This window comes from Pseudomonas fluvialis, from assembly GCF_014207935.1.
GTDB classification, from domain to species: Bacteria; Pseudomonadota; Gammaproteobacteria; order Pseudomonadales; family Pseudomonadaceae; genus Aquipseudomonas; species Aquipseudomonas fluvialis_A.
On the sequence record NZ_JACHLL010000002.1, the window covers coordinates 271,287 to 288,941 of the forward strand.

The window sequence follows — 17,655 nt, forward strand, 5'->3', positions numbered from 1 at the left end:
ACTCTCAGACTAGTTGGAATGGATAAACCGAGCCCAGTTTAAGGATCTGCGTCAGTTCATCCAAGGCCGTGCGACATTCCACCAGCAACTGCGGATCAGCCAGATCGGCTTCGCTGAGGCGGTCGCGGTAGTGTTTGCCGACCCAACTGACCAGCGTATCGTGCAGCGTCGGCGTCATGATCACGCCCGGATTGACCGCCGCCAGCTCGGTTTCGTTAAGGGCCACGCGCAGGCGCAGACAAGCCGGTCCACCGCCGTTCTGCATGCTCTGCTTGAGGTCGAAGACCTTGACCTCGCGAATCGGACCATTGCCCGCCGTCAACTGCTGCAGGTAATTCCAGACCCGGGCGTTCTTGTGGCATTCCTCCGGCACGATCAGCAGCATGCTGCCATCGGCGCGGGTCAGCAGCTGGCTATTGAACAGGTAGGAGCGCACCGCATCCTCAACGCCAACGGCCTCGCGCGACACGCACACCGCCTGGAACTGCCCGCCACGACGCGCCAGCTTGTCGCCCAGCTCTGCCAGTACCCGTTCGGTATCGAGGAAGGCATCCTGGTGATAGAACAACACCTCGCCGTTGCCCACGGCAATCACGTCGTTGTGGAACACACCCTGATCAATCACCGCCGGATTCTGCTGGGCATAGACCACGCCGTCATCGCTCAGACCATGCAGACGGGCCACAGCCTGGCATGCTTCCAGGGTCTGCCGCGCCGGATAACGCTGCGGCGCCGGGTAGCGCGGATCGAAGGCGCTGCGGCCGAACACGAAAAACTCCACCCCCGCCTGGCCATAGCCAGCACAGAAGCGCGTGTGGTTGGCGGCGCCCTCATCGCCAAACTGGCTCACCGCTGGCAACGCGGCGTGATGGGCAAAGTGCTGCGGATTGGCAAACATGGCGCCCAGTACACGACTGGTGGTCGGGTGCTCGATGCTGCGGTGGAACTTGCAGTTGAGGTTGGCCGCCGTGAAATGCACACGCCCGTCGGCCGTATCGGCACTCGGGCTGACGGTGCAGGAGTTGGCCGTCCACATGCTGGAAGCAGAGCTGCAGGCCGCCAGCAGCGGCATGGCTTCCTTCGCCGCGCGGGCGATCACCTCGGCATCGCTGCCGGTAAAGCCGAGACTGCGCAGCGCGGCCACATCCTGGCGCTCCTGCGGGGCAAACACGCCCTGCTTGAAGCCCATTTCCATCAGCGCCTTCATCTTGCCCAGGCCCTGCAATGCCGCCTCTTTCGGACTGGACGCCGCCTGACTGTTGCTCTGCGACGCCACGTTGCCGTAGGACAGGCCACCGTAGTTGTGGGTCGGGCCGACCAGGCCGTCAAAATTCATCTCATAAGCAGGAATCACAGGCTTACTCCCGGGGTCAGAGTGGCAGGCAGGCTCAGGCTCTCGCATTCGAGCGAAGCCACCGGATAGGCACAGTAATCCGCCGCGTAGTAGGCGCTCGGGCGGTGGTTGCCCGACGCACCGATGCCGCCGAATGGTGCGGTGCTGGCGGCTCCGGTGAGCTGCTTGTTCCAGTTGACGATGCCGGCGCGACTTTCCAGCCAGAACTGCTCGTAGCGGGCCTTGTCGTCCGACAGCAGACCGGCGGCCAAGCCGAAGGCGGTGTTGTTGGCTTCCGCGATGGCGGCTTCGAAGCTGCTGTAACGAATCACCTGCAACAGCGGCCCGAAGAACTCCTCGTCGGGCCGTGCAGCAACGGCGGTGACATCGACGATACCCGGCGTCAACAACGCCGCATCGGCCTGCGGCTGAGTCATGGTCAGCAGCGCCGTGGCGCCACGCGCCAGCAGATCGGCCTGGGCCACCAACAGCTGCTGCGCGGCCTGCAGGGAAATCACCGAGCCCATGAACGGCGCCGGCTGCTCGTCATAGCGTCCCACCTTGATCTGCCGGCAGACCTCGACCAGCCGGGCCAACAAGGCATCGCCCCAGCTACCCGCCGGCACCAGCAGACGACGGGCGCAGGTGCAGCGCTGGCCAGCCGAAATAAACGCAGACTGAATGATGGTGTAGACGGCGGCCTCGACATCCTTAACCTGATCGACCAGCAGCGGATTATTGCCACCCATTTCCAGCGCCAGAATCTTGTCCGGGCGACCGGCGAACTGGCTGTGCAGCAGGTTGCCGGTACGGCTGGAGCCAGTGAAGAACAGACCATCGATGCCCGGATTGCCGGCAAGGGCCACACCGGTCTCGCGGGCGCCCTGCAGCAGATTGAGTACGCCGGCCGGCAGGCCGGCCTCGACCCAGCACTTGACGGTCAACTCGGCCACCAGCGGCGTCAGCTCGCTGGGTTTGAACAGCACGCAGTTACCGGCCAGCAGGGCCGGCACGATATGGCCATTGGGCAGGTGGCCGGGAAAATTGTAGGGACCGAACACCGCCACCACGCCATGCGGCTTGTGGCGCAGCACGGCCGCGGCATCGGCCAGTGGGCCGCTCTTCTCGCCGGTGCGCTCGCGGTAGCTCTGGATCGAGATGGCCACCTTGTTGACCATGCTGGTGACTTCAGTGGCGGCTTCCCAGAGCGGCTTACCGGTTTCCTCACCGATAGCGCGAGCCAGCAGGTCGGCCTTGTCCTTGAGACAGGCGGCAAAGCGCTCCAGAACGGCGATGCGCTCCTCCAGCGGACGCCGGCCCCAGGTCGGGAAGGCCTGACGGGCAGCCTGTACGGCGGCCTCGACCTGGCCGGCAGTGGCGCCTTGCCCCTGCCAGATCACCGCCTGACTGACCGGGTTGAGCGATTCGAACGCCTCGCCCTGCCCCGCCTGCCAGACTCCTGCAATAAATTGGCTGCTCATCTTGTTATGGTCCTCGACAGCGAAACCCGGCCGCGTGGGCCGCGGCGAAAATCAGTTCTGCGCGTCGCGCGCCGACAGCGGCACGGCTCGTACCTGGCTGCCTGCGGTGAGCTGCAGACGCTTGGCGGTCAGGGCATCGACCACCAGGGTGCCGGAAGCCACGCGTGCAGGCGCGGCAGTAATCCGACAGTCCCCGCGCTTGCGGTTGTGCATCAGGTACGGCACGGCCTCGTCGCCCGGCGTGCCGATAGACAGAATCAGCAGCTGGCTGTCGGCCACGGCGCGAATCTTGTCGGTCTGCACCTCGATGGCCGGGCCGGCGTCGAAGATGTCGACATAGCCCTGATAGCTGAAGCCCTCGCCCTTGAGCATGGCCAGCGCAGGTTCCGTGTGCGGGTGCACACGGCCGATCACGGCCTGTGCTTCCTCGGTGAGGAAACAGGTATAGAGCGGGAACTTGGGCATCAGCTCGGCAATGAAGGCCTTGTTACCCAGCCCGGTGAGGTAGTCGGCGCGAGAGAATTCCATGGTGAAGAAATGCCGGCCCAGGCTTTCCCAGAACGGCGAGCGACCATCGGCATCGGACATGCCGCGCATTTCGGCAATCACCTTGTCGCCGAACAGATCACGGAACTCGGCGATGAACATGAAGCGCGCCTTGGACAGCAGACGGCCATTGAGACCACTGCGATGATCGGCATGCAGGAACAGCGAGCAGAGTTCGGAATGCCCGGTCAGGTCGTTGGCCAGAAACAGCGTGGGGATTTCACGGTGGATACCCAGTTCCTGCGAGGCACTGACGGTCAGGCCGACGCGGAAGTTGTACCAGGGCTCGCGTTTGCCCACGGCACCAGCCACGGCAGAGATGCCCACCACCTCGCCGTCATCGTTCTCCATGACGAACAGATAATCGGCGTCGGCGCGCTCGGCTTCGCCGCTGAAGGCCTTCTCCGCCCAGCTGACGCGATGGGACAGGCGCTCCTCGTTGGCCGGCAGGGTAGTCAGGCCGGTGCCGGTGCTCTGCGCCAGGGCCATCAGTGCCGGCAGGTCGCTGCTGCGCACGGGACGAACAATCATAGTGCCTCCAGGCTCTCAGGGCCGTCGCCATAGGCGCTCGGCCAGCATGCCGCAGGGTGCCGCCGCAGGGCGACGCCCGGTTGATCGATCAGAGGGCGACCAGGCGCACCGTGGCGCCCTCACCCACACCCAGCGCCTCGGCAGCCTCTGCCGACAGGGTCACCGGCTTGCCGGGCACCCAGTCGAGGTCGGCAACGATGGCGCGGTAATCCTGCAACTGGCCGTTGCACACCAGGTACTGGCGGCCACCCTTGCCGGGCTCGCCAACACGCACCGGCACCACGCGGCTCTGGCTGATCGAGCGAATGCTGGTCGTGCGCGCATGCAGGGTCGGCCCGCCGTCGAAGATATCGATGTAGTGGTCGGTCTCGAAACCCTCGCGCATGAGGATGTCGAAGTTGATCTGCGCGCGCGGGTAAACCTGGCCCATGACTTCCTGCGCTTCATCCGGCAGCAGCGGTACATAGATCGGGTAATGCGGCATCAGCTCGGCGAGGAAGGTCCGGCTCTTCAGACCGCACAGGCGCTCGGCTTCGACGTAGCTCATGTCGAAGAAGTTGCGGCCCACGGCATTCCAGAACGGTGACTCGCCCTGCTCGTCGCTGTAACCGACGATCTCCACCACCACCGCATCGGAGAAGCGCTCCGGGTGGCTGGCGAGAAACAGCAGGCGGCCGCGCGAATTGAGCTCGGCATAGGGCGTCTGCACCAGTTCGGGCTGCACGTAATAGCTGGTCAGCAGGCTGTTGCCGGTAAGGTCATGGCACAGTGAGAGGACATGAATCTTGTTGTGGATGCCCAGCGAACGCGAGGCATGCACGAAGGTTTCGTTGCGAAAGCTGTAGAAGGGTTCGGAGTAGCCGGCCGAGGCGACCACCCCGGAGCAGCCGACCAGGCGTCCGGTCTGGCTGTCTTCTAGGACGAAGAAATAGCTTTCCTCGCCGTTGAAACTGACCTCGGCGCCAAACGAGGCCTCCGAGGCCTGGATCTTCTCCTGCAGACGCTGCAGGTCGTCCGGCAGGGAAGTGACACCAATCGGGCTATCCGCCGCCAGGCGCTGTACCTCGGCGAGATCGGACAATTGCGCAGGGCGCATCACCAGCATGGTGTCACTCCTTCTTGTAAAAACTCCGGCAAACCTGGGCCTGCCAGAGAAAACCGGGGGATGAGGGTCACCCCGGTACGCATGGAATCGTCAGGTCGCGCGCCCAGGCACGCGACCGCCCGTCATGCCGTCAACTGACGCACGGCACGTTCGAAACGCTTGAGGCCTTCATCGATATCGGCGTCTTCCACCACCAGGCTCGGGGCGAAACGCACCACGTCCGGGCTGGCCTGCAGCACCATCACGCCTTCTGCGGCCGCGGCATCCAGTACCGCCTTGGCCTTGCCTTTCCAGGCATCGCTGAGCACGCAACCGAGCAACAGGCCCAGGCCACGCACTTCACTGAACAGGCCGGTGGCCTGACCGATGGCCAGCAGGCGCGAACGGAACTGCTCGCTCTTGGCATTCACACCGGCCAGCACCTCGGGGGTGTTGACGATGTCGATCACCGCTTCGCCCACCGCGCAGGCCAACGGGTTGCCGCCGTAGGTGGTGCCGTGAGTGCCGACCGCCAGGTGTTTGGCAATTGCGTCCGTGGTCAGCATGGCGCCGATCGGGAAGCCGCCACCCAGGCTCTTGGCACTGGAGAGGATGTCCGGAGTTACGCCGTAATGCTGGTAGGCATACAGGTGGCCGCTACGGCCCATGCCGGTCTGCACTTCGTCGAAGATCAGCAGCGCGTTGTGCTGGTTGCACAGCTCGCGGGCACCTTCCAGATAGGCCTGCTGGGCCGGCAGTACGCCGCCCTCGCCCTGCACCGGCTCCAGGATGACCGCGCAGGTCTTGTCCGAAATGGCCGCTTTCAGCGCGTCCAGATCGTTGTACGGAATGTGCGTGATCCCGGCGATCTTCGGGCCGAAGCCGTCGGAATACTTGGGTTGGCCGCCGACGTTGACGGTAAACAGGGTGCGGCCGTGGAAGCTGTTCAGCGCCGCGATGATTTCGTACTTGTCTTCACCGAACTCTTCGCAGGCATAACGACGCGCCAGCTTCAGCGCCGCCTCGTTGGCCTCGGCGCCAGAGTTGCAGAAGAACACGCGGTCGGCAAAGGTCGCGTCTACCAGCTTGTGCGCCAGGCGCAGGGCCGGCTCGTTGGTGAACACGTTGGAGATATGCCAGAGCTGGCCCGCCTGCTCGGTGAGCGCCTTGACCAGTGCCGGATGGGCATGACCGAGGGTGTTGACGGCGATGCCGCCGGCAAAGTCGATCAGCTCGCGGCCCGACTGGTCCCAGACGCGGGAGCCTTCGCCGCGAACCGGAATAAAGGCGGCCGGAGCGTAGTTGGGAACCATTACCTGATCGAAATCGGCGCGTTGCACATGCGAAGCGGACATCGGGGTCTCCTGCCTAGAGCGGCTATCGATGAAAGGATTGTAGGGACTGATTGGCAACCGGCATTGCCGCCATGCGACAACTTCTTACAGCGCCAACCCAGCGCCAGCCGGGGCTTACAGAAAAGCGACAGAAAGCGACGGGAAGGCGCAGTTTAAACGCAGCGCAGACGTATTAGGACCCATTCGACGGCAATTTGACGGCTTTTACCGCCAAGCCAGACGGCCCGCACCAGAAGTGGCTTCAGTCGAGGCGCCCGCTGGCGATGCACTCACCAGCCGCCCACAGTCCCCATTCGCCCGGCTGGAACAGGGTCCATTGCTCGTTGTCGGTGAGTGCTTCGGTGGCCAGCACGGTGACCACGTCATTGGCGGTGGTCTGCGCGTGGAAGTCGACTTCCAGCTCGACATCCTTGAGGTGCGCAGGGCCAAAGGGCGCACGCCGGGTAATCCGCGCCAGCTTGGTACTGCAGAAGCCGAACAGCCACTGGCCATTGCTCAGAAGGCAGTTGAACACGCCCTGACGGCGGTACTCGGCGCAGGCATTGAGCAGCAGTGGCAGCAACAACTGCACCGGAGCATCATCGGCAAAGGCGCCGCGGATACGGTTGAGCAGATCGCAGAACACCGCCTCGCTGTCGGTATCACCCACCGGACAATAGAAATCACGCCGACCGGTGAAAGCCGTCAGCTGGCCGTTGTGGGCAAAGCACCAGTTGCGTCCCCACAGCTCACGCACGAACGGATGGGTGTTGGCCAGGCAGACCTGCCCCACGTTGGCCTGACGCACATGGGCGATGACCACTTCGCTCTTGATCGGAAAGCGCTGCACCAGCTGGGCGACTTCCGAGTCGCAACCCGGCGCCGGGTCCTGAAAGAGGCGCACACCCCGGCCCTCGTAAAAAGCCACGCCCCAGCCGTCCTTGTGCGGCCCGGTACGACCGCCACGCTGCATCAGGCCGGTGAAGCTGAAGACGATATCGGTCGGCACATTGGCGTTCATGCCCAGCAGTTCGCACATGCTCAGGCTTCCTCGGCCAGGGCGGCCTGCAAACGCTGCTGCTCGGCTTGCAGGCGGCGCTGCAGGCGCTGGCGGCCAAACGGCAGGAAACGCGTGAGCACGCGCAGCAGCAAGGCCGGTACATCGCCGCGCCGACGCGGAATCAGGTGCAGATGCAGGTGTGGCACGTGCTGGTTGGCTTCGGGCCCGTCGTTGATCAGCAGATTGATGCCGTACTCGCCATACCCGGCGCGGCGCAGCACCCGCGCCAGGCGCTCGGCCAACGGCAGCAGACGTGCCTGTACCGGCGCGGGCAACTCATGCAGATAGGGGGCATGCTGGCGCGACACGATCAGCAAATGAGCCGGGCGCAGCGGAAAGATATCCAGCAGGACGATGAAGTCTTCGTCTTCATACAGGCGGTAGGACGGCAACTGCCCGGCAGCGATGGCACAGAACACGCAGTCCATGCTGACGCTCCGTGCTACAGACGCGGTTCGATGCGCAGGCGACGATCGCCGTGGGCATCCTGACGGGTATCGACGTCGGCACGACCTTCGCGGTCCATCAGCTCGCGCAGGGTTGGCTCATCGTCCTCGACTACCGCCTGGCGCGGTTTGCGCCGCGACTGCCACCAGCTTTCCAGCGGCCAGCGCAGAAAGGCAAAGACCAGATAGAGGGCCATGCCGATGGCGCCGTACATGGCCAGATCGGAGAAGGCCAGCGGGTTGTTACCGACCTTGAGCAGAATATCCAGCGCGGCAATCGCCACGGCCGGGGCATACAGCTCCTTGGCCGGATCGACGATGGTCGGCGTCAGCAGCAGCACCGCCATCAGCAGGCGCAACGGCTCGCGCAGCCAGCGCCACATCCAGCCGGTCATCTGGAACCACACCAGCAGGCAGCCGAGTCCGGCAACGGCATAGAGAGCCCAGGCAAGCAGATAGTCGTTCTCGGTCATCGTGGCGCGTGGCATGGCTGGTCAGGGGGCACGTATGATAACGGCTTTGCCCGTTGTCGTCTGCCAAGAGAGCCCGCCATGTCTACCGCCCCGATTGCCCGTGCCGAGCACGGCGCCGACCCTTATGCCTGGCTGGAGCAGCGCCACAGCGAGGCCGTGCTGGCTTACCTGCAGGCGGAAAACGCCTACCTGGAAGAGTCCCTGGCTGAGCAGAATGACCTGCGCGAGCAGCTGTTCCAAGAGATCAAGGGGCGCATCCGCGAGACCGACCTCAGCCTGCCGACACCCTGGGGCAGCTACCTGTACTACCAGCGCACCCAGGCCGGTGAAGAATACCCGCGGCATTACCGCTGCAATCGCCCCGTCGACGGCCTGGCCGTGGATGACGCCAGCGAGCAGTTGTTGCTCGACCCCAATGCCCTGGCCGAGGGCGGCTACCTGAGCCTGGGCGCGTTCAGCATCAGCCCGGACCAGCGCCTGCTGGCCTATAGCCTCGACCGCAGCGGCGACGAAATCTACCAGCTGTTCGTCAAGGATCTCGACAGCGGTGCCGTGACTACCCTGCCCTTCAGCGATGCCGACGGCAGCCTGACCTGGGCCAACGACAGCCAGACCCTGTTCTTCACCACCCTCGACGACACCCACCGGCCGCACCGCCTGTTTCGCCACCGACTGGGTGAGGCAGACGCCAGCCTGGTGTTCGAGGAAGCCGACGGGCGCTTTTTTCTCAGCTGTCACCGGGCCAGCTCCGAACGCCAGCTGATCCTGCTGCTGTCGAGCAAGACCACCAGCGAAGCCTGGGTGCTGGATGCCGCGCAGCCCCAGGCCGAGTTCCGCTGCCTGGCCCGCCGCGAGGAAGGCCATGAGTACTACCCCGACCACGGCCGCCTCGACGGTCAGTGGACCTGGCTGATTCGCAGCAACCAGAGCGGCATCAACTTCGCCCTGTACCAGGCGACGGAAGACTGCCCGGAACGTTCCCACTGGCAGGAGCTGATCGCCCACGATCCAGCCGTGATGCTCGAAGGCCTCAGTCTCAATCAGGAGGCCATGGTCCTCAGCCTGCGCGAAGACGGCCTGCCGCTGCTGGAGCTGCGCAGCAGCGGCCAGCCGCCCCGTCGCCTCAGCCTGCCGGATGCGGCTTATAGCCTCTATGTGCAGGACAGCCTGGAATTCCACAGCCCGATACTGCGTCTGCGTTACGAGGCACTCAATCGGCCCGCGCAGATCCGCCAGTTGGACCTGCGCAGCGGCGAACAGTGCGTACTCAAGGAAACCCCGGTGGAAGGGCCGTTCGATGCCGACGCCTACGTCAGCCGCCGCCTCTGGGCTTCGGCGGCGGACGGCACCCAGGTGCCGATCAGCCTGGTGGCCCGCCGCGAGGTGCTCGCCACCGGCCAGCCGGCGCCGCTCTATCTCTACGGCTACGGCGCCTATGGCGAATGCCTCGACCCCTGGTTCTCCCATGCCCGCCTGAGCCTGCTGGAGCGCGGCTTCGTCTTCGCCATCGCTCATGTGCGTGGCGGCGGCGAACTGGGCGAAGCCTGGTACCGCGCCGGCAAGCTGGAACACAAGCAGAACACCTTCGACGACTTTATCGCCTGCGCCGAGACATTGATCAGCGAGCGACTGACCACAGCCGCGCAGCTGGCTGTCAGCGGCGGCAGCGCCGGCGGGCTGTTGATCGGCGCCGTGCTCAATCAGCGTCCCGAGCTGTTCGCCGCAGCGATTGCCGAAGTGCCCTTCGTCGACGTACTGAACACCATGCTCAATCCCGATCTGCCGCTGACGGTGACCGAGTACGACGAGTGGGGTGATCCCAACGAGGCCGAGGCCCATGCGCGGATCAAGGCTTATGCGCCCTATGAAAATGTGCGCCCCCAGGCCTATCCGGCGTTGCTGGCCGTGGCCGGCTACCACGACAGCCGCGTGCAGTACTGGGAAGCAGCCAAATGGGTGGCCAAGCTGCGCGCGCACAAGACCGATGATCGCCTGCTGCTGCTCAAGACCGACTTCGACGCCGGCCATGGCGGCATGAGCGGTCGCTACCAGGCGCTGCGCGATGTGGCCCTGGAGTATGCGTTCCTATTCAAGATACTGGGGATAGCCTGATGCAAACCATGCTCTACCGCTGGTTACTACTTGTCGGCCTGGGCCATGTCTTGCTTGGCATAATTCTAGCCTTTGCAGCCCATCTACCAGTGAGTCAGCTCTACCTCGACTACCTGCATGCCAGCGTTTCGAGCGTACCGCCCAGTGCCGAATTCGATGGCTTGCTGCGAACCATGGTCGGTCTATTCGGGCCCACGGTGGCCAGCTGGGGCGTGCTGTTTAGCCTGCTGATAGTGCTCTACCGCCAGCATGGCCATCGGCAGATCAAGCCGATGATCTTCAACGCATTGCTGGTCTGGTGCGTGCTCGACAGCTCCATCTCCGTCTACTTCGATCTGTGGCTGCATGCGAGCCTGAATGCTGCTACGGCACTCGCGATCGCCATTCCGCTGTACTACCTGCAGCCCTTCACCAACCGGCGGGGAGCACCACCGCAGCTACGGCATGCCCCAAAACGACAACTGCGCATACTGCTCACAGGGGGCAGCGGCTTTATCGGCAGCCCACTAGCCAGCGCCTTAAGCCAGGCTGGCCACGATGTACTGGTGCTGACTCGCAACTCAGCAAACCTCAGACAGATCCAAGGCCGGGTTACCTGTCTGACCGATATGGCGCAGATTGCCGATAGCGAACGCATCGACTGCATCATCAATTTGGCAGGAGAGCCGTTAGCCGCCTCGCGCTGGACCGCTGCCCGCAAGCACGGTTTTCTGCAGAGCCGGATAACGGTCACCAAGGCGCTGTTGCAACTCGTGCAACGCCTGGAACACAAACCCGAAGTTCTACTCAGTGGTTCCGCAGTTGGCTACTACGGACACTGGGAGGATCAACCGCTGGACGAGTCTAGCGCGTCACGCAACTGTTTTTCCCACCAGCTTTGTGCTCAATGGGAGCAAAGCGCACAGCAGATACAAGAGTTAGGGGTCCGTGTCTGCTTGCTGAGGATAGGCATAGTTCTAGGCCGCGACGGGGGCCCCTTAGCTGAACTCAAACGCCCATTTGAGCTTGGCGTTGCAAGTCAGTTGGGGCATGGCAGGCAATGGATGCCGTGGATTCACTTGCATGATGTGCTGGATATATGCGCCTTCCTGATCAATCACCCGGATATAGAAGGACCGATCAATCTCAGCGCCCCAGTCCCTGTCACCCATGCCGATTTTGTTACCCAGTTGCAGCGACACTTGCCCACCGCACTGATCCGGGTCCGAGTACCGGCCTTCCTGGTGCGCTGGCTTATCGGTGAAATGGCCGATGAAGTATTGCTCAGCGGACAGCGGGCACTTCCCAAGAGACTGCTCAAGGCGGGCTACACGTTTCGCTACCCAGAGCTACCCTCTGCTCTGCATCAGTTGACTCGGACCGACTGAGCTGTAGCCGAGAGCCAGCGCCAGATTGATGTGCACTACCAAATGCATACAGCAGCGCACTCAAGGCACTTGCGGGGCTAAAAGTGTTTCAAAAAGTCGACACCAGAAACGGAAAAACCCGCTGCGATCGCTCGCGGCGGGTTTTCGGGGGCAGCAATTGCCGCCGTCTTACATGTGGTTCTTCTTGAACTGAGCGATGGTCGCGTCTGGACGACCTTCTTCCTTCTGCAGGCCATAGGTGACCGACACGCCATCCGGGCCACCGCCAATGTCGGTGTAGCGGAAGATCGGCTCACCGAGCTGGACCATGTCACGCATGTCGCCGTAGCGTTTGAACACATAAATGCGCCCTTCCTGACGCACTTCACCGTAGAACGGATGGGCAGGCACCAGAGCCACCTTGAGGAACTGGTAAGCAGCAATCTGCTCTAGCGGCTTGCCCTGATCCTCGGCACGCAGGGCGAGAATCACTTCCTGGCCGGCCGGATCCTTCTCTTCCAGTTTGCGCAGAACCGGGGCCTTCTCGGTGCTGAGGAAGTTCTTGAATACCTGGTAGTCATCGAAGACAAACACCTGGGTTTCTGTGCGCACTTGGTACCAGTCTTCGTTGTTCAGCACCGGGGCCTTGCTGGCCACGGGAACCTGGCTGCTACAGGCACTGACGGCGGCTGCCAGCAGGGCGAAGGAAACTGGTTTGAGAAACGACATGGCAACTCCTGGGAAGGCGATGATTGAGGCCTGCCACCTTGCCGAAGTTCCATGACCGCGCAGTGAATTTAGCGTGTCAGTTAAATGACAGCCGTACCGACTCGCCGCCTGCCAGTACCGGCGTTAGACTGGCGCCACGACCACTCAGGAGCCCAGCCCCATGGCCCAACCACCCTCTCCCACCAGCAAGGTTGATCGCCTGCTTGCCGAAGCCCAGCGCGACCGCGAGCAGAGCTACCGGGCCAAGGCCCTGCGCATGTACCCGCACATCTGCGGCCGCTGCGGGCGCGAGTTCAGCGGCAAGCGCCTGAGCGAACTGACCGTGCACCACCGCGACCACAATCACGACAACAACCCCGAAGACGGCTCCAACTGGGAGCTGCTGTGCCTGTACTGCCACGACAATGAGCACCAGCGTCAGGTCGATGCGCACTACCAGACCAGCGACGCTGGCCGCGGCGGTGCCAGCACCGTCAAGCACAAGGCCTTCGCCGATCTGGCAAAGCTGCTCGGCAAGAGCGACAGCTGAAATGAAAAGGCCCGGTCAAACCGGGCCTTTTCATTTTGTGCGGACTCAGAACCTGTTTACGGTCTTGCGAGCTAGAGCGAGACAAGGCAAAAACAGCCGAAGAAGCGCAGTTTACGACTGGTAAATGAGCATTCTGAGGCTGTTTTTAACGCCGTATCGGCGACGCGCAGCAGATCGTAAACAGGTTCTCAACGCAGCAGCGGCGTATCCAGCACCTTGGACGGCCCGCGCAGAACGCTTTCGGTCACCGCGATGAAGTCCTGGGTACTGACCTTGTCCATGCGCATCAGGCCACGGGTGACGTTATCCAGCGACAGCTCACCCTTGGTGGTCTCGCGGATTTCCTTGTCCAGTTCCATCAGCAGAATCACCGCCCGCGCAGTGGACTGCCCGGTGGACTGATCGGTGCGCAGGGTCGTGACCGGCTTGCTCCATTTGCGCAGTTTGTCGCGCACCTTGGCGTAGCGGTCCTCACTCATGCCGCCGGCGCGGTGCACCAGTTCGATGGCGTAGAACTCGGCCAACCCCTCGGCGATCCAGTCGCTGCGATCGGTATCGCGAATGCGACTGAACACATGGGTCAGCTCGTGCACCAGGGAGCTGGTGCCATTCTCGCTGACCAGCGGCCGGTCGGCATGCAGGAACAGCGAGTTGCCGGCCGACAGACCGCCCCGCCACATCGGCTCACCCGCGCCGACCACCAGCAGCTTGCCCGGATCCCGCGGAAACACGTACTGGGCGTGCGGCCAGACGAAGCTGAGCATGGTCAGTGCATCCATGCGGCGCATGCCCTCGCCGATCGGAGCGGCCACCGTCACATCGGTATTGCCCAACTGAGCGCGGCGGCTGCCAATCTTGCCGGCCAGCATCCAGCCGGTGGGACGGTCGAACAGGCGCGCCGGGTTGTCGATACGGAAGCGGTTCTTGCCGATGCGCGGCCAGCCGGTTTCCACCGACGGCCAGCCTTTGGGCAGCTCGAACTGCAGGCGCGACACCAGCTGGGTGCCATCGACCTGATCGAGACGTGCACTGGGCACCAGATCATCGCCACGCAACAGCGCCCAGTCCGGCGTCATGCGCGCATCGAAACGACCGTCCTCGCGCTCATGGCTGACCTTGACCTTGTAGGTCAGGCTCGATTTGCCACTCTTGGGCTGCCAGACACCGCTGTGCGGTGCGCTCTGCAGCCATTGGCCGTCAGTCTGGAAGTCGCTGTAGTAACCCTTCTTGCCCAGATTGAAGGTCAGGCTGCGCACTTCCTCGCCCTCATCCAGGGTAATGCGCACTTCGGCCTGGTCGGATTCCGGCAGGAAACGCACGTTGTATTCCAGATCGACGCGATTCTTCGCCAGCAAGGGCGTGGAGAGCAGCAACAGAGCCAGCGGCAAGGCGGAGAGACGACGCTCAAGCATGATGGAAAATCCTTTTGGCAGACCTGCCCGCAGCGGACAGGAAATGGAATGCAGCGTAGCGGATGCCCGCGCCGGGATCAGCCCGCGCGGAAAATCAGGTGTTCTTCCCAGTCCTCTTCGGCCACCGCATGCTCGGCGAGCATCTTGCCGGACTGGGAAATGCCGGCGTCGTGCACGGCCTGCGGATCACCGCTGACCAGGTGGTGCCAGGACAGCAGGTCCTTGCCCTCGCTGACCAGGCGGTAGGCACAGGTCGGCGGCAGCCAGCGGAACTCGTCGGCCTGGGCCGGCGTGAGCTGGATGCAGTCCGGCACGAAGTCGCGGCGCTTCTCGTAGTTGGTACAGCGACAGGTCTTGAGGTCGAGCAGCTTGCAGGCGATGCGCGTGTAATAGACGCTGCCATCGTCCTCGTCTTCGAGCTTCTGCAGGCAGCACAGGCCACAGCCGTCGCAGAGCGACTCCCACTCGTCCTGGTCGAGCTGATCAAGAGTCTTGCGCTTCCAGAAGGGTTCAACTTTGGCGGCCATGGCCCACTACCTCATCACCACGCCGGCCCAGGGCCGGCTCAAACCTGACAGTTGGAGCACGATCACAGCGGATCGTTCATGCGCAGCAGCTCATCGGGCAGGTGCTCGATGTACTCGTCCTCGGGCGGCGGCATCTGCAGGTGATAGCCCTGCTTGTCGAGGTTTTCCAGCACCGTGTGGATGTTCTCGCGGGCCAGCTCACGCTCTGGGCTGAGCACCAGGTCGAAGGCATGCTGCGGTGCACCGAAGGCACTGAGCAGGCCTTCGGGCACGCGCTTTAGCGCGTCGGCCTTGAGTACGTAGAGGTACATCTCGCGCTTGCGCGGGCTGCGGTAGATCGAACAGATACGTTTCATGCTTGCTCCAGGGCCGCCAGCAGGTCGGCACCCATCAGTTCACGGCGCCAGCCACGCAGGGAATCGGGCAGCTGGTACGGGCCGTTGGGATAGCCACTGCGCAGCAGGGCTTCCAGGTTTTTCTTGCGCAACATCAGCTCGGGCGCCATCTGCAGACGCTCAGCGGTCTGCAGGCCAATGGCACGCAGGCGCTTGAGCACAGCGCTGGCCTCGATCGGCAGGGGCTCGGCCAGACGCTCTGGGCACTGCTCGGGCGGCGTGGCCGCGGCCTCGCGAATCAGCCTGAGCAGCGTTTCGCCATCCTGGCGCACAGTCCGAGGATGCATATCCTCGATACGCGCCAGGGCCACGCTGTTGTCCGGCTGATAACGCGCCAGGGGCCACAGCGACGCCTCTCGCAGGATACGGTTGCGCGGCTGATTGCGCTTGCGCGCCTCGCGCTCGCGCCAGGCGCAGAGTGCGCGCAACACGGCGAGCTGCTGCGGATTGAGCTTCCAGGCCAGCTTGGCGTCCAGATAGGCCAGCTCGGGATCGCTTTCCCGACGCAGGTTGGCCACCAGCTCGGCACCGTCGTCCAGCAGCCAGGCCAGCTTGTCTGCCGGCAGGCGCGGCAGCAGGCGCTGATAGACCTCAACCAGGTACTCGGCATCCTGCGCGGCGTACAGCTCCTGCATGGCGGTCAGCGGGCGCTGCAGCCAGTCGGAGCGGGTCTCGTCCTTGGGCAGCTCGACACCCAGCTCATGCTGCACCAAGCGCGAATAGCCCATGGAGAAACCGATATTCAGGTAGGCCGCAGCCAGCTGGGTATCGAACAGCGGCTGTGGCAGGCTGCCGGTCAGACGCAGGAAGACTTCCAGATCCTCGCTGCAGGCGTGCACCACCTTGACCACGGCCGGGTCTTCGAGCAAGGCAGCAAAGGGGCGCCAGTCGCTCACCAGCAACGGGTCGATCAGGCAGGCACGCTGGCCATCACCGACCTGCACCAGGCCGGCCTTGGGATAGAAGGTATCGACCCGCATGAACTCGGTATCCAGCGCCACGAACGGCAATTGCCGCCAGCCGGAGCAGGCCTCGGCCAGCGCCGCATCGTCGCGGATCCAGTGAATCTCAATCGCCACAGGGCTCTCCTTCATCAGTGCCGCGCAGTATATAGGCTCGCCCCTCTGCCGGGCAGGGTCAGGCCGACCGAGCGCCCCGCCCCTGCCCAAGGGCCGGGCAAACTCTGTATGCTCGCGAGCTTTCCCCCGTCACAAGGCAGATAACAAGATGAAGAAACTGCTTGGCCTGATCGCCCTGCTGGTCGCCGCGGTTGCCGTTTACCTCGGCATCACCCCCAGCCCGATACGCCCACTGGCCTGGGAGGCGCCTACCGCACCGCTGCCGGTCGGCCCGATGGAGCCCAACGACACCCTGATGAAGGCCGAACTGCTCGCCGTTGGCCAGATCGAAGGCCCGGAAGACACCGACGTCGACAGCCTGGGCCGCCTGTATGCCGGCCTGCATGACGGCCGCGTTGTCCGCCTCGATGCACAAGGCCAGGTCGAGACCTTCGCCAACACTCAGGGCCGCCCGCTGGGCATGGAGTTCGACCAGAGCGGCAACCTGATTGTCGCCGATGCCTGGAAGGGACTGCTGCGCATCGATCCCAAGGGCCAGATCGAAGTGCTCAGCACCTCCGCTGACGGCCTGCCGTTCGCCTTCACCGACGACCTAGATATCGCCAGCGACGGCCGCATCTATTTCAGCGACGCCTCCAGCCGCTTCAATCAGCCTGACTACCTGCTCGACCTGCTCGAAGCCCGCCCCCATGGCCGCCTGCTGCGCTACGACCCGGCCAGCAAGCAGACCGAAGTGCTGCTGCGCGAGCTGTACTTCGCCAATGGCGTGACGCTGTCGGCCAATGAGGATTTCGTGCTGGTCAACGAAACCTACCGCTACCGCATTACCCGCTACTGGCTCAAAGGCGACAAGGCCGGCCAGAGCGATGTCTTTATCGACAACCTGCCGGGCCTGCCGGACAACCTGCAGGGCGACCGCGCCGGCACCTTCTGGGTAGCCATGCCGACCCCGCGCAAGGCCGATGCCGATTTCCTGCACCGCCACCCCTGGCTCAAGGCCCAGCTGGCCAAGCTGCCCCGCGCACTTTGGCCGAAAGCCGTCCCCTATGGTCTGGTGGTGGCTCTCAATGAGCAGGGCGAAATCGTCCAGAGCCTGCATGACAGCAGCGGCACCCACCTGCGCATGATCACCTCCGCCAAACCGGTGGGCGATTACCTGTACCTGGGCAGCCTGAACAACGACCGCATCGGCAAGCTGAAGATCCGCTGAGGCCTGCTGCAACAATGAAAAGGGGCCG

17 protein-coding genes are annotated in these 17,655 nt (G+C 63.7%); 4 read left to right on the forward strand and 13 right to left on the reverse strand.

Annotated features, from left to right (window positions below):
• Window positions 1-4: 4 nt before the first annotated feature.
• The 8 genes from astB to HNP49_RS06390 form a co-directional block, all read right to left on the reverse strand.
• Window positions 5-1,336 (reverse strand): N-succinylarginine dihydrolase, encoded by a 1,332-nt coding sequence (gene astB, locus HNP49_RS06355; protein WP_260407102.1) that lies wholly within the window; start codon window positions 1,334-1,336, stop codon window positions 5-7.
• A gap of 14 nt (window positions 1,337-1,350) precedes the next feature.
• On the reverse strand, window positions 1,351-2,814 hold the full coding sequence (gene astD, locus HNP49_RS06360) for a succinylglutamate-semialdehyde dehydrogenase (RefSeq protein WP_184681612.1): 1,464 nt from the start codon (window positions 2,812-2,814) through the stop codon (window positions 1,351-1,353).
• A gap of 51 nt (window positions 2,815-2,865) precedes the next feature.
• Window positions 2,866-3,891 (reverse strand): arginine N-succinyltransferase, encoded by a 1,026-nt coding sequence (astA, locus tag HNP49_RS06365; RefSeq protein ID WP_184681614.1) that lies wholly within the window; start codon window positions 3,889-3,891, stop codon window positions 2,866-2,868.
• An 88-nt stretch (window positions 3,892-3,979) separates the two neighbouring features.
• A complete protein-coding gene (aruF, locus tag HNP49_RS06370; protein WP_184681616.1) occupies window positions 3,980-4,996 on the reverse strand; it encodes an arginine/ornithine succinyltransferase subunit alpha in 1,017 nt (338 codons plus the stop codon).
• A 122-nt stretch (window positions 4,997-5,118) separates the two neighbouring features.
• Entirely contained in the window at window positions 5,119-6,330 is a 1,212-nt protein-coding gene (locus tag HNP49_RS06375) for an aspartate aminotransferase family protein (protein WP_184681618.1), read from the reverse strand.
• A 241-nt stretch (window positions 6,331-6,571) separates the two neighbouring features.
• Window positions 6,572-7,348, reverse strand: coding sequence for a class II glutamine amidotransferase (locus HNP49_RS06380; protein ID WP_184681619.1), 777 nt, complete (start codon window positions 7,346-7,348; stop codon window positions 6,572-6,574).
• Between the two features lie 2 nt (window positions 7,349-7,350).
• Window positions 7,351-7,797, reverse strand: a complete 447-nt coding sequence (locus HNP49_RS06385; protein ID WP_184681621.1) for an HIT family protein — start codon at window positions 7,795-7,797, stop codon at window positions 7,351-7,353.
• A gap of 14 nt (window positions 7,798-7,811) precedes the next feature.
• Window positions 7,812-8,288: an MFS transporter gene (locus HNP49_RS06390; protein ID WP_184682512.1), complete on the reverse strand. Its 477-nt coding sequence runs from the start codon at window positions 8,286-8,288 to the stop codon at window positions 7,812-7,814.
• Window positions 8,289-8,366: 78 nt separating this feature from the next.
• Here HNP49_RS06390 and HNP49_RS06395 point away from each other — a divergent pair, with 78 nt between their 5' ends.
• Together HNP49_RS06395 and HNP49_RS06400 are read left to right on the forward strand one after the other, a co-directional pair.
• Window positions 8,367-10,400 carry a S9 family peptidase gene (locus HNP49_RS06395; RefSeq protein WP_184681623.1) on the forward strand — a complete coding sequence of 678 codons (2,034 nt, stop codon included), beginning with the start codon at window positions 8,367-8,369 and terminating at the stop codon, window positions 10,398-10,400.
• Window positions 10,400-11,767 carry a TIGR01777 family oxidoreductase gene (locus tag HNP49_RS06400; protein ID WP_184681624.1) on the forward strand — a complete coding sequence of 456 codons (1,368 nt, stop codon included), beginning with the start codon at window positions 10,400-10,402 and terminating at the stop codon, window positions 11,765-11,767. The genes HNP49_RS06395 and HNP49_RS06400 overlap by 1 nt, the downstream gene beginning before the upstream one ends.
• A 168-nt stretch (window positions 11,768-11,935) precedes the next feature.
• Here HNP49_RS06400 and HNP49_RS06405 read toward each other — a convergent pair whose 3' ends face one another.
• The gene (locus HNP49_RS06405) at window positions 11,936-12,475 is read right to left on the reverse strand and encodes a hypothetical protein (protein ID WP_184681626.1); all 540 of its coding nucleotides are present in this window, start codon (window positions 12,473-12,475) and stop codon (window positions 11,936-11,938) included.
• Window positions 12,476-12,635: 160 nt separating this feature from the next.
• On the opposite strand from HNP49_RS06405, the gene HNP49_RS06410 reads away from it, so the two are divergent.
• Window positions 12,636-13,004: a YajD family HNH nuclease gene (locus HNP49_RS06410; protein ID WP_095939218.1), complete on the forward strand. Its 369-nt coding sequence runs from the start codon at window positions 12,636-12,638 to the stop codon at window positions 13,002-13,004.
• A 188-nt stretch (window positions 13,005-13,192) separates the two neighbouring features.
• Here the strand turns inward: HNP49_RS06410 and HNP49_RS06415 are convergent, their stop codons facing one another.
• The 4 genes from HNP49_RS06415 to rnd all read right to left on the reverse strand — a co-directional run bounded on the left by HNP49_RS06415 (window position 13,193) and on the right by rnd (window position 16,417).
• Window positions 13,193-14,416: a hypothetical protein gene (locus tag HNP49_RS06415; RefSeq protein WP_184681628.1), complete on the reverse strand. Its 1,224-nt coding sequence runs from the start codon at window positions 14,414-14,416 to the stop codon at window positions 13,193-13,195.
• A gap of 77 nt (window positions 14,417-14,493) precedes the next feature.
• On the reverse strand, window positions 14,494-14,943 hold the full coding sequence (locus HNP49_RS06420) for a YcgN family cysteine cluster protein (protein WP_184681630.1): 450 nt from the start codon (window positions 14,941-14,943) through the stop codon (window positions 14,494-14,496).
• Window positions 14,944-15,005: 62 nt separating this feature from the next.
• Entirely contained in the window at window positions 15,006-15,299 is a 294-nt protein-coding gene (locus HNP49_RS06425) for a YcgL domain-containing protein (protein ID WP_184681632.1), read from the reverse strand.
• A complete protein-coding gene (gene rnd, locus HNP49_RS06430; RefSeq protein ID WP_184681634.1) occupies window positions 15,296-16,417 on the reverse strand; it encodes a ribonuclease D in 1,122 nt (373 codons plus the stop codon). The genes HNP49_RS06425 and rnd overlap by 4 nt, the downstream gene beginning before the upstream one ends.
• 148 nt (window positions 16,418-16,565) lie before the next feature.
• Here rnd and HNP49_RS06435 point away from each other — a divergent pair, with 148 nt between their 5' ends.
• Window positions 16,566-17,627 carry an SMP-30/gluconolactonase/LRE family protein gene (locus HNP49_RS06435; RefSeq protein WP_184681636.1) on the forward strand — a complete coding sequence of 354 codons (1,062 nt, stop codon included), beginning with the start codon at window positions 16,566-16,568 and terminating at the stop codon, window positions 17,625-17,627.
• Window positions 17,628-17,655: the final 28 nt, after the last annotated feature.

Coding starts and splice junctions, on each gene's coding strand:
- HNP49_RS06375 (WP_184681618.1), bottom strand. CDS start 6,330: ATGTCCGCTTCGCATGTGCAACGCGCCGATTTCGATCAGGTAATGGTT.
- HNP49_RS06390 (WP_184682512.1), bottom strand. CDS start 8,288: ATGACCGAGAACGACTATCTGCTTGCCTGGGCTCTCTATGCCGTTGCC.
- astA (WP_184681614.1), bottom strand. CDS start 3,891: ATGATTGTTCGTCCCGTGCGCAGCAGCGACCTGCCGGCACTGATGGCC.
- HNP49_RS06410 (WP_095939218.1), top strand. CDS start 12,636: ATGGCCCAACCACCCTCTCCCACCAGCAAGGTTGATCGCCTGCTTGCC.
- HNP49_RS06395 (WP_184681623.1), top strand. CDS start 8,367: ATGTCTACCGCCCCGATTGCCCGTGCCGAGCACGGCGCCGACCCTTAT.
- astB (WP_260407102.1), bottom strand. CDS start 1,336: ATGAATTTTGACGGCCTGGTCGGCCCGACCCACAACTACGGTGGCCTG.
- HNP49_RS06435 (WP_184681636.1), top strand. CDS start 16,566: ATGAAGAAACTGCTTGGCCTGATCGCCCTGCTGGTCGCCGCGGTTGCC.
- astD (WP_184681612.1), bottom strand. CDS start 2,814: ATGAGCAGCCAATTTATTGCAGGAGTCTGGCAGGCGGGGCAGGGCGAG.
- HNP49_RS06385 (WP_184681621.1), bottom strand. CDS start 7,797: ATGGACTGCGTGTTCTGTGCCATCGCTGCCGGGCAGTTGCCGTCCTAC.
- HNP49_RS06420 (WP_184681630.1), bottom strand. CDS start 14,943: ATGGCCGCCAAAGTTGAACCCTTCTGGAAGCGCAAGACTCTTGATCAG.
- HNP49_RS06380 (WP_184681619.1), bottom strand. CDS start 7,348: ATGTGCGAACTGCTGGGCATGAACGCCAATGTGCCGACCGATATCGTC.
- HNP49_RS06405 (WP_184681626.1), bottom strand. CDS start 12,475: ATGTCGTTTCTCAAACCAGTTTCCTTCGCCCTGCTGGCAGCCGCCGTC.
- HNP49_RS06425 (WP_184681632.1), bottom strand. CDS start 15,299: ATGAAACGTATCTGTTCGATCTACCGCAGCCCGCGCAAGCGCGAGATG.
- HNP49_RS06400 (WP_184681624.1), top strand. CDS start 10,400: ATGCAAACCATGCTCTACCGCTGGTTACTACTTGTCGGCCTGGGCCAT.
- aruF (WP_184681616.1), bottom strand. CDS start 4,996: ATGCTGGTGATGCGCCCTGCGCAATTGTCCGATCTCGCCGAGGTACAG.
- HNP49_RS06415 (WP_184681628.1), bottom strand. CDS start 14,416: ATGCTTGAGCGTCGTCTCTCCGCCTTGCCGCTGGCTCTGTTGCTGCTC.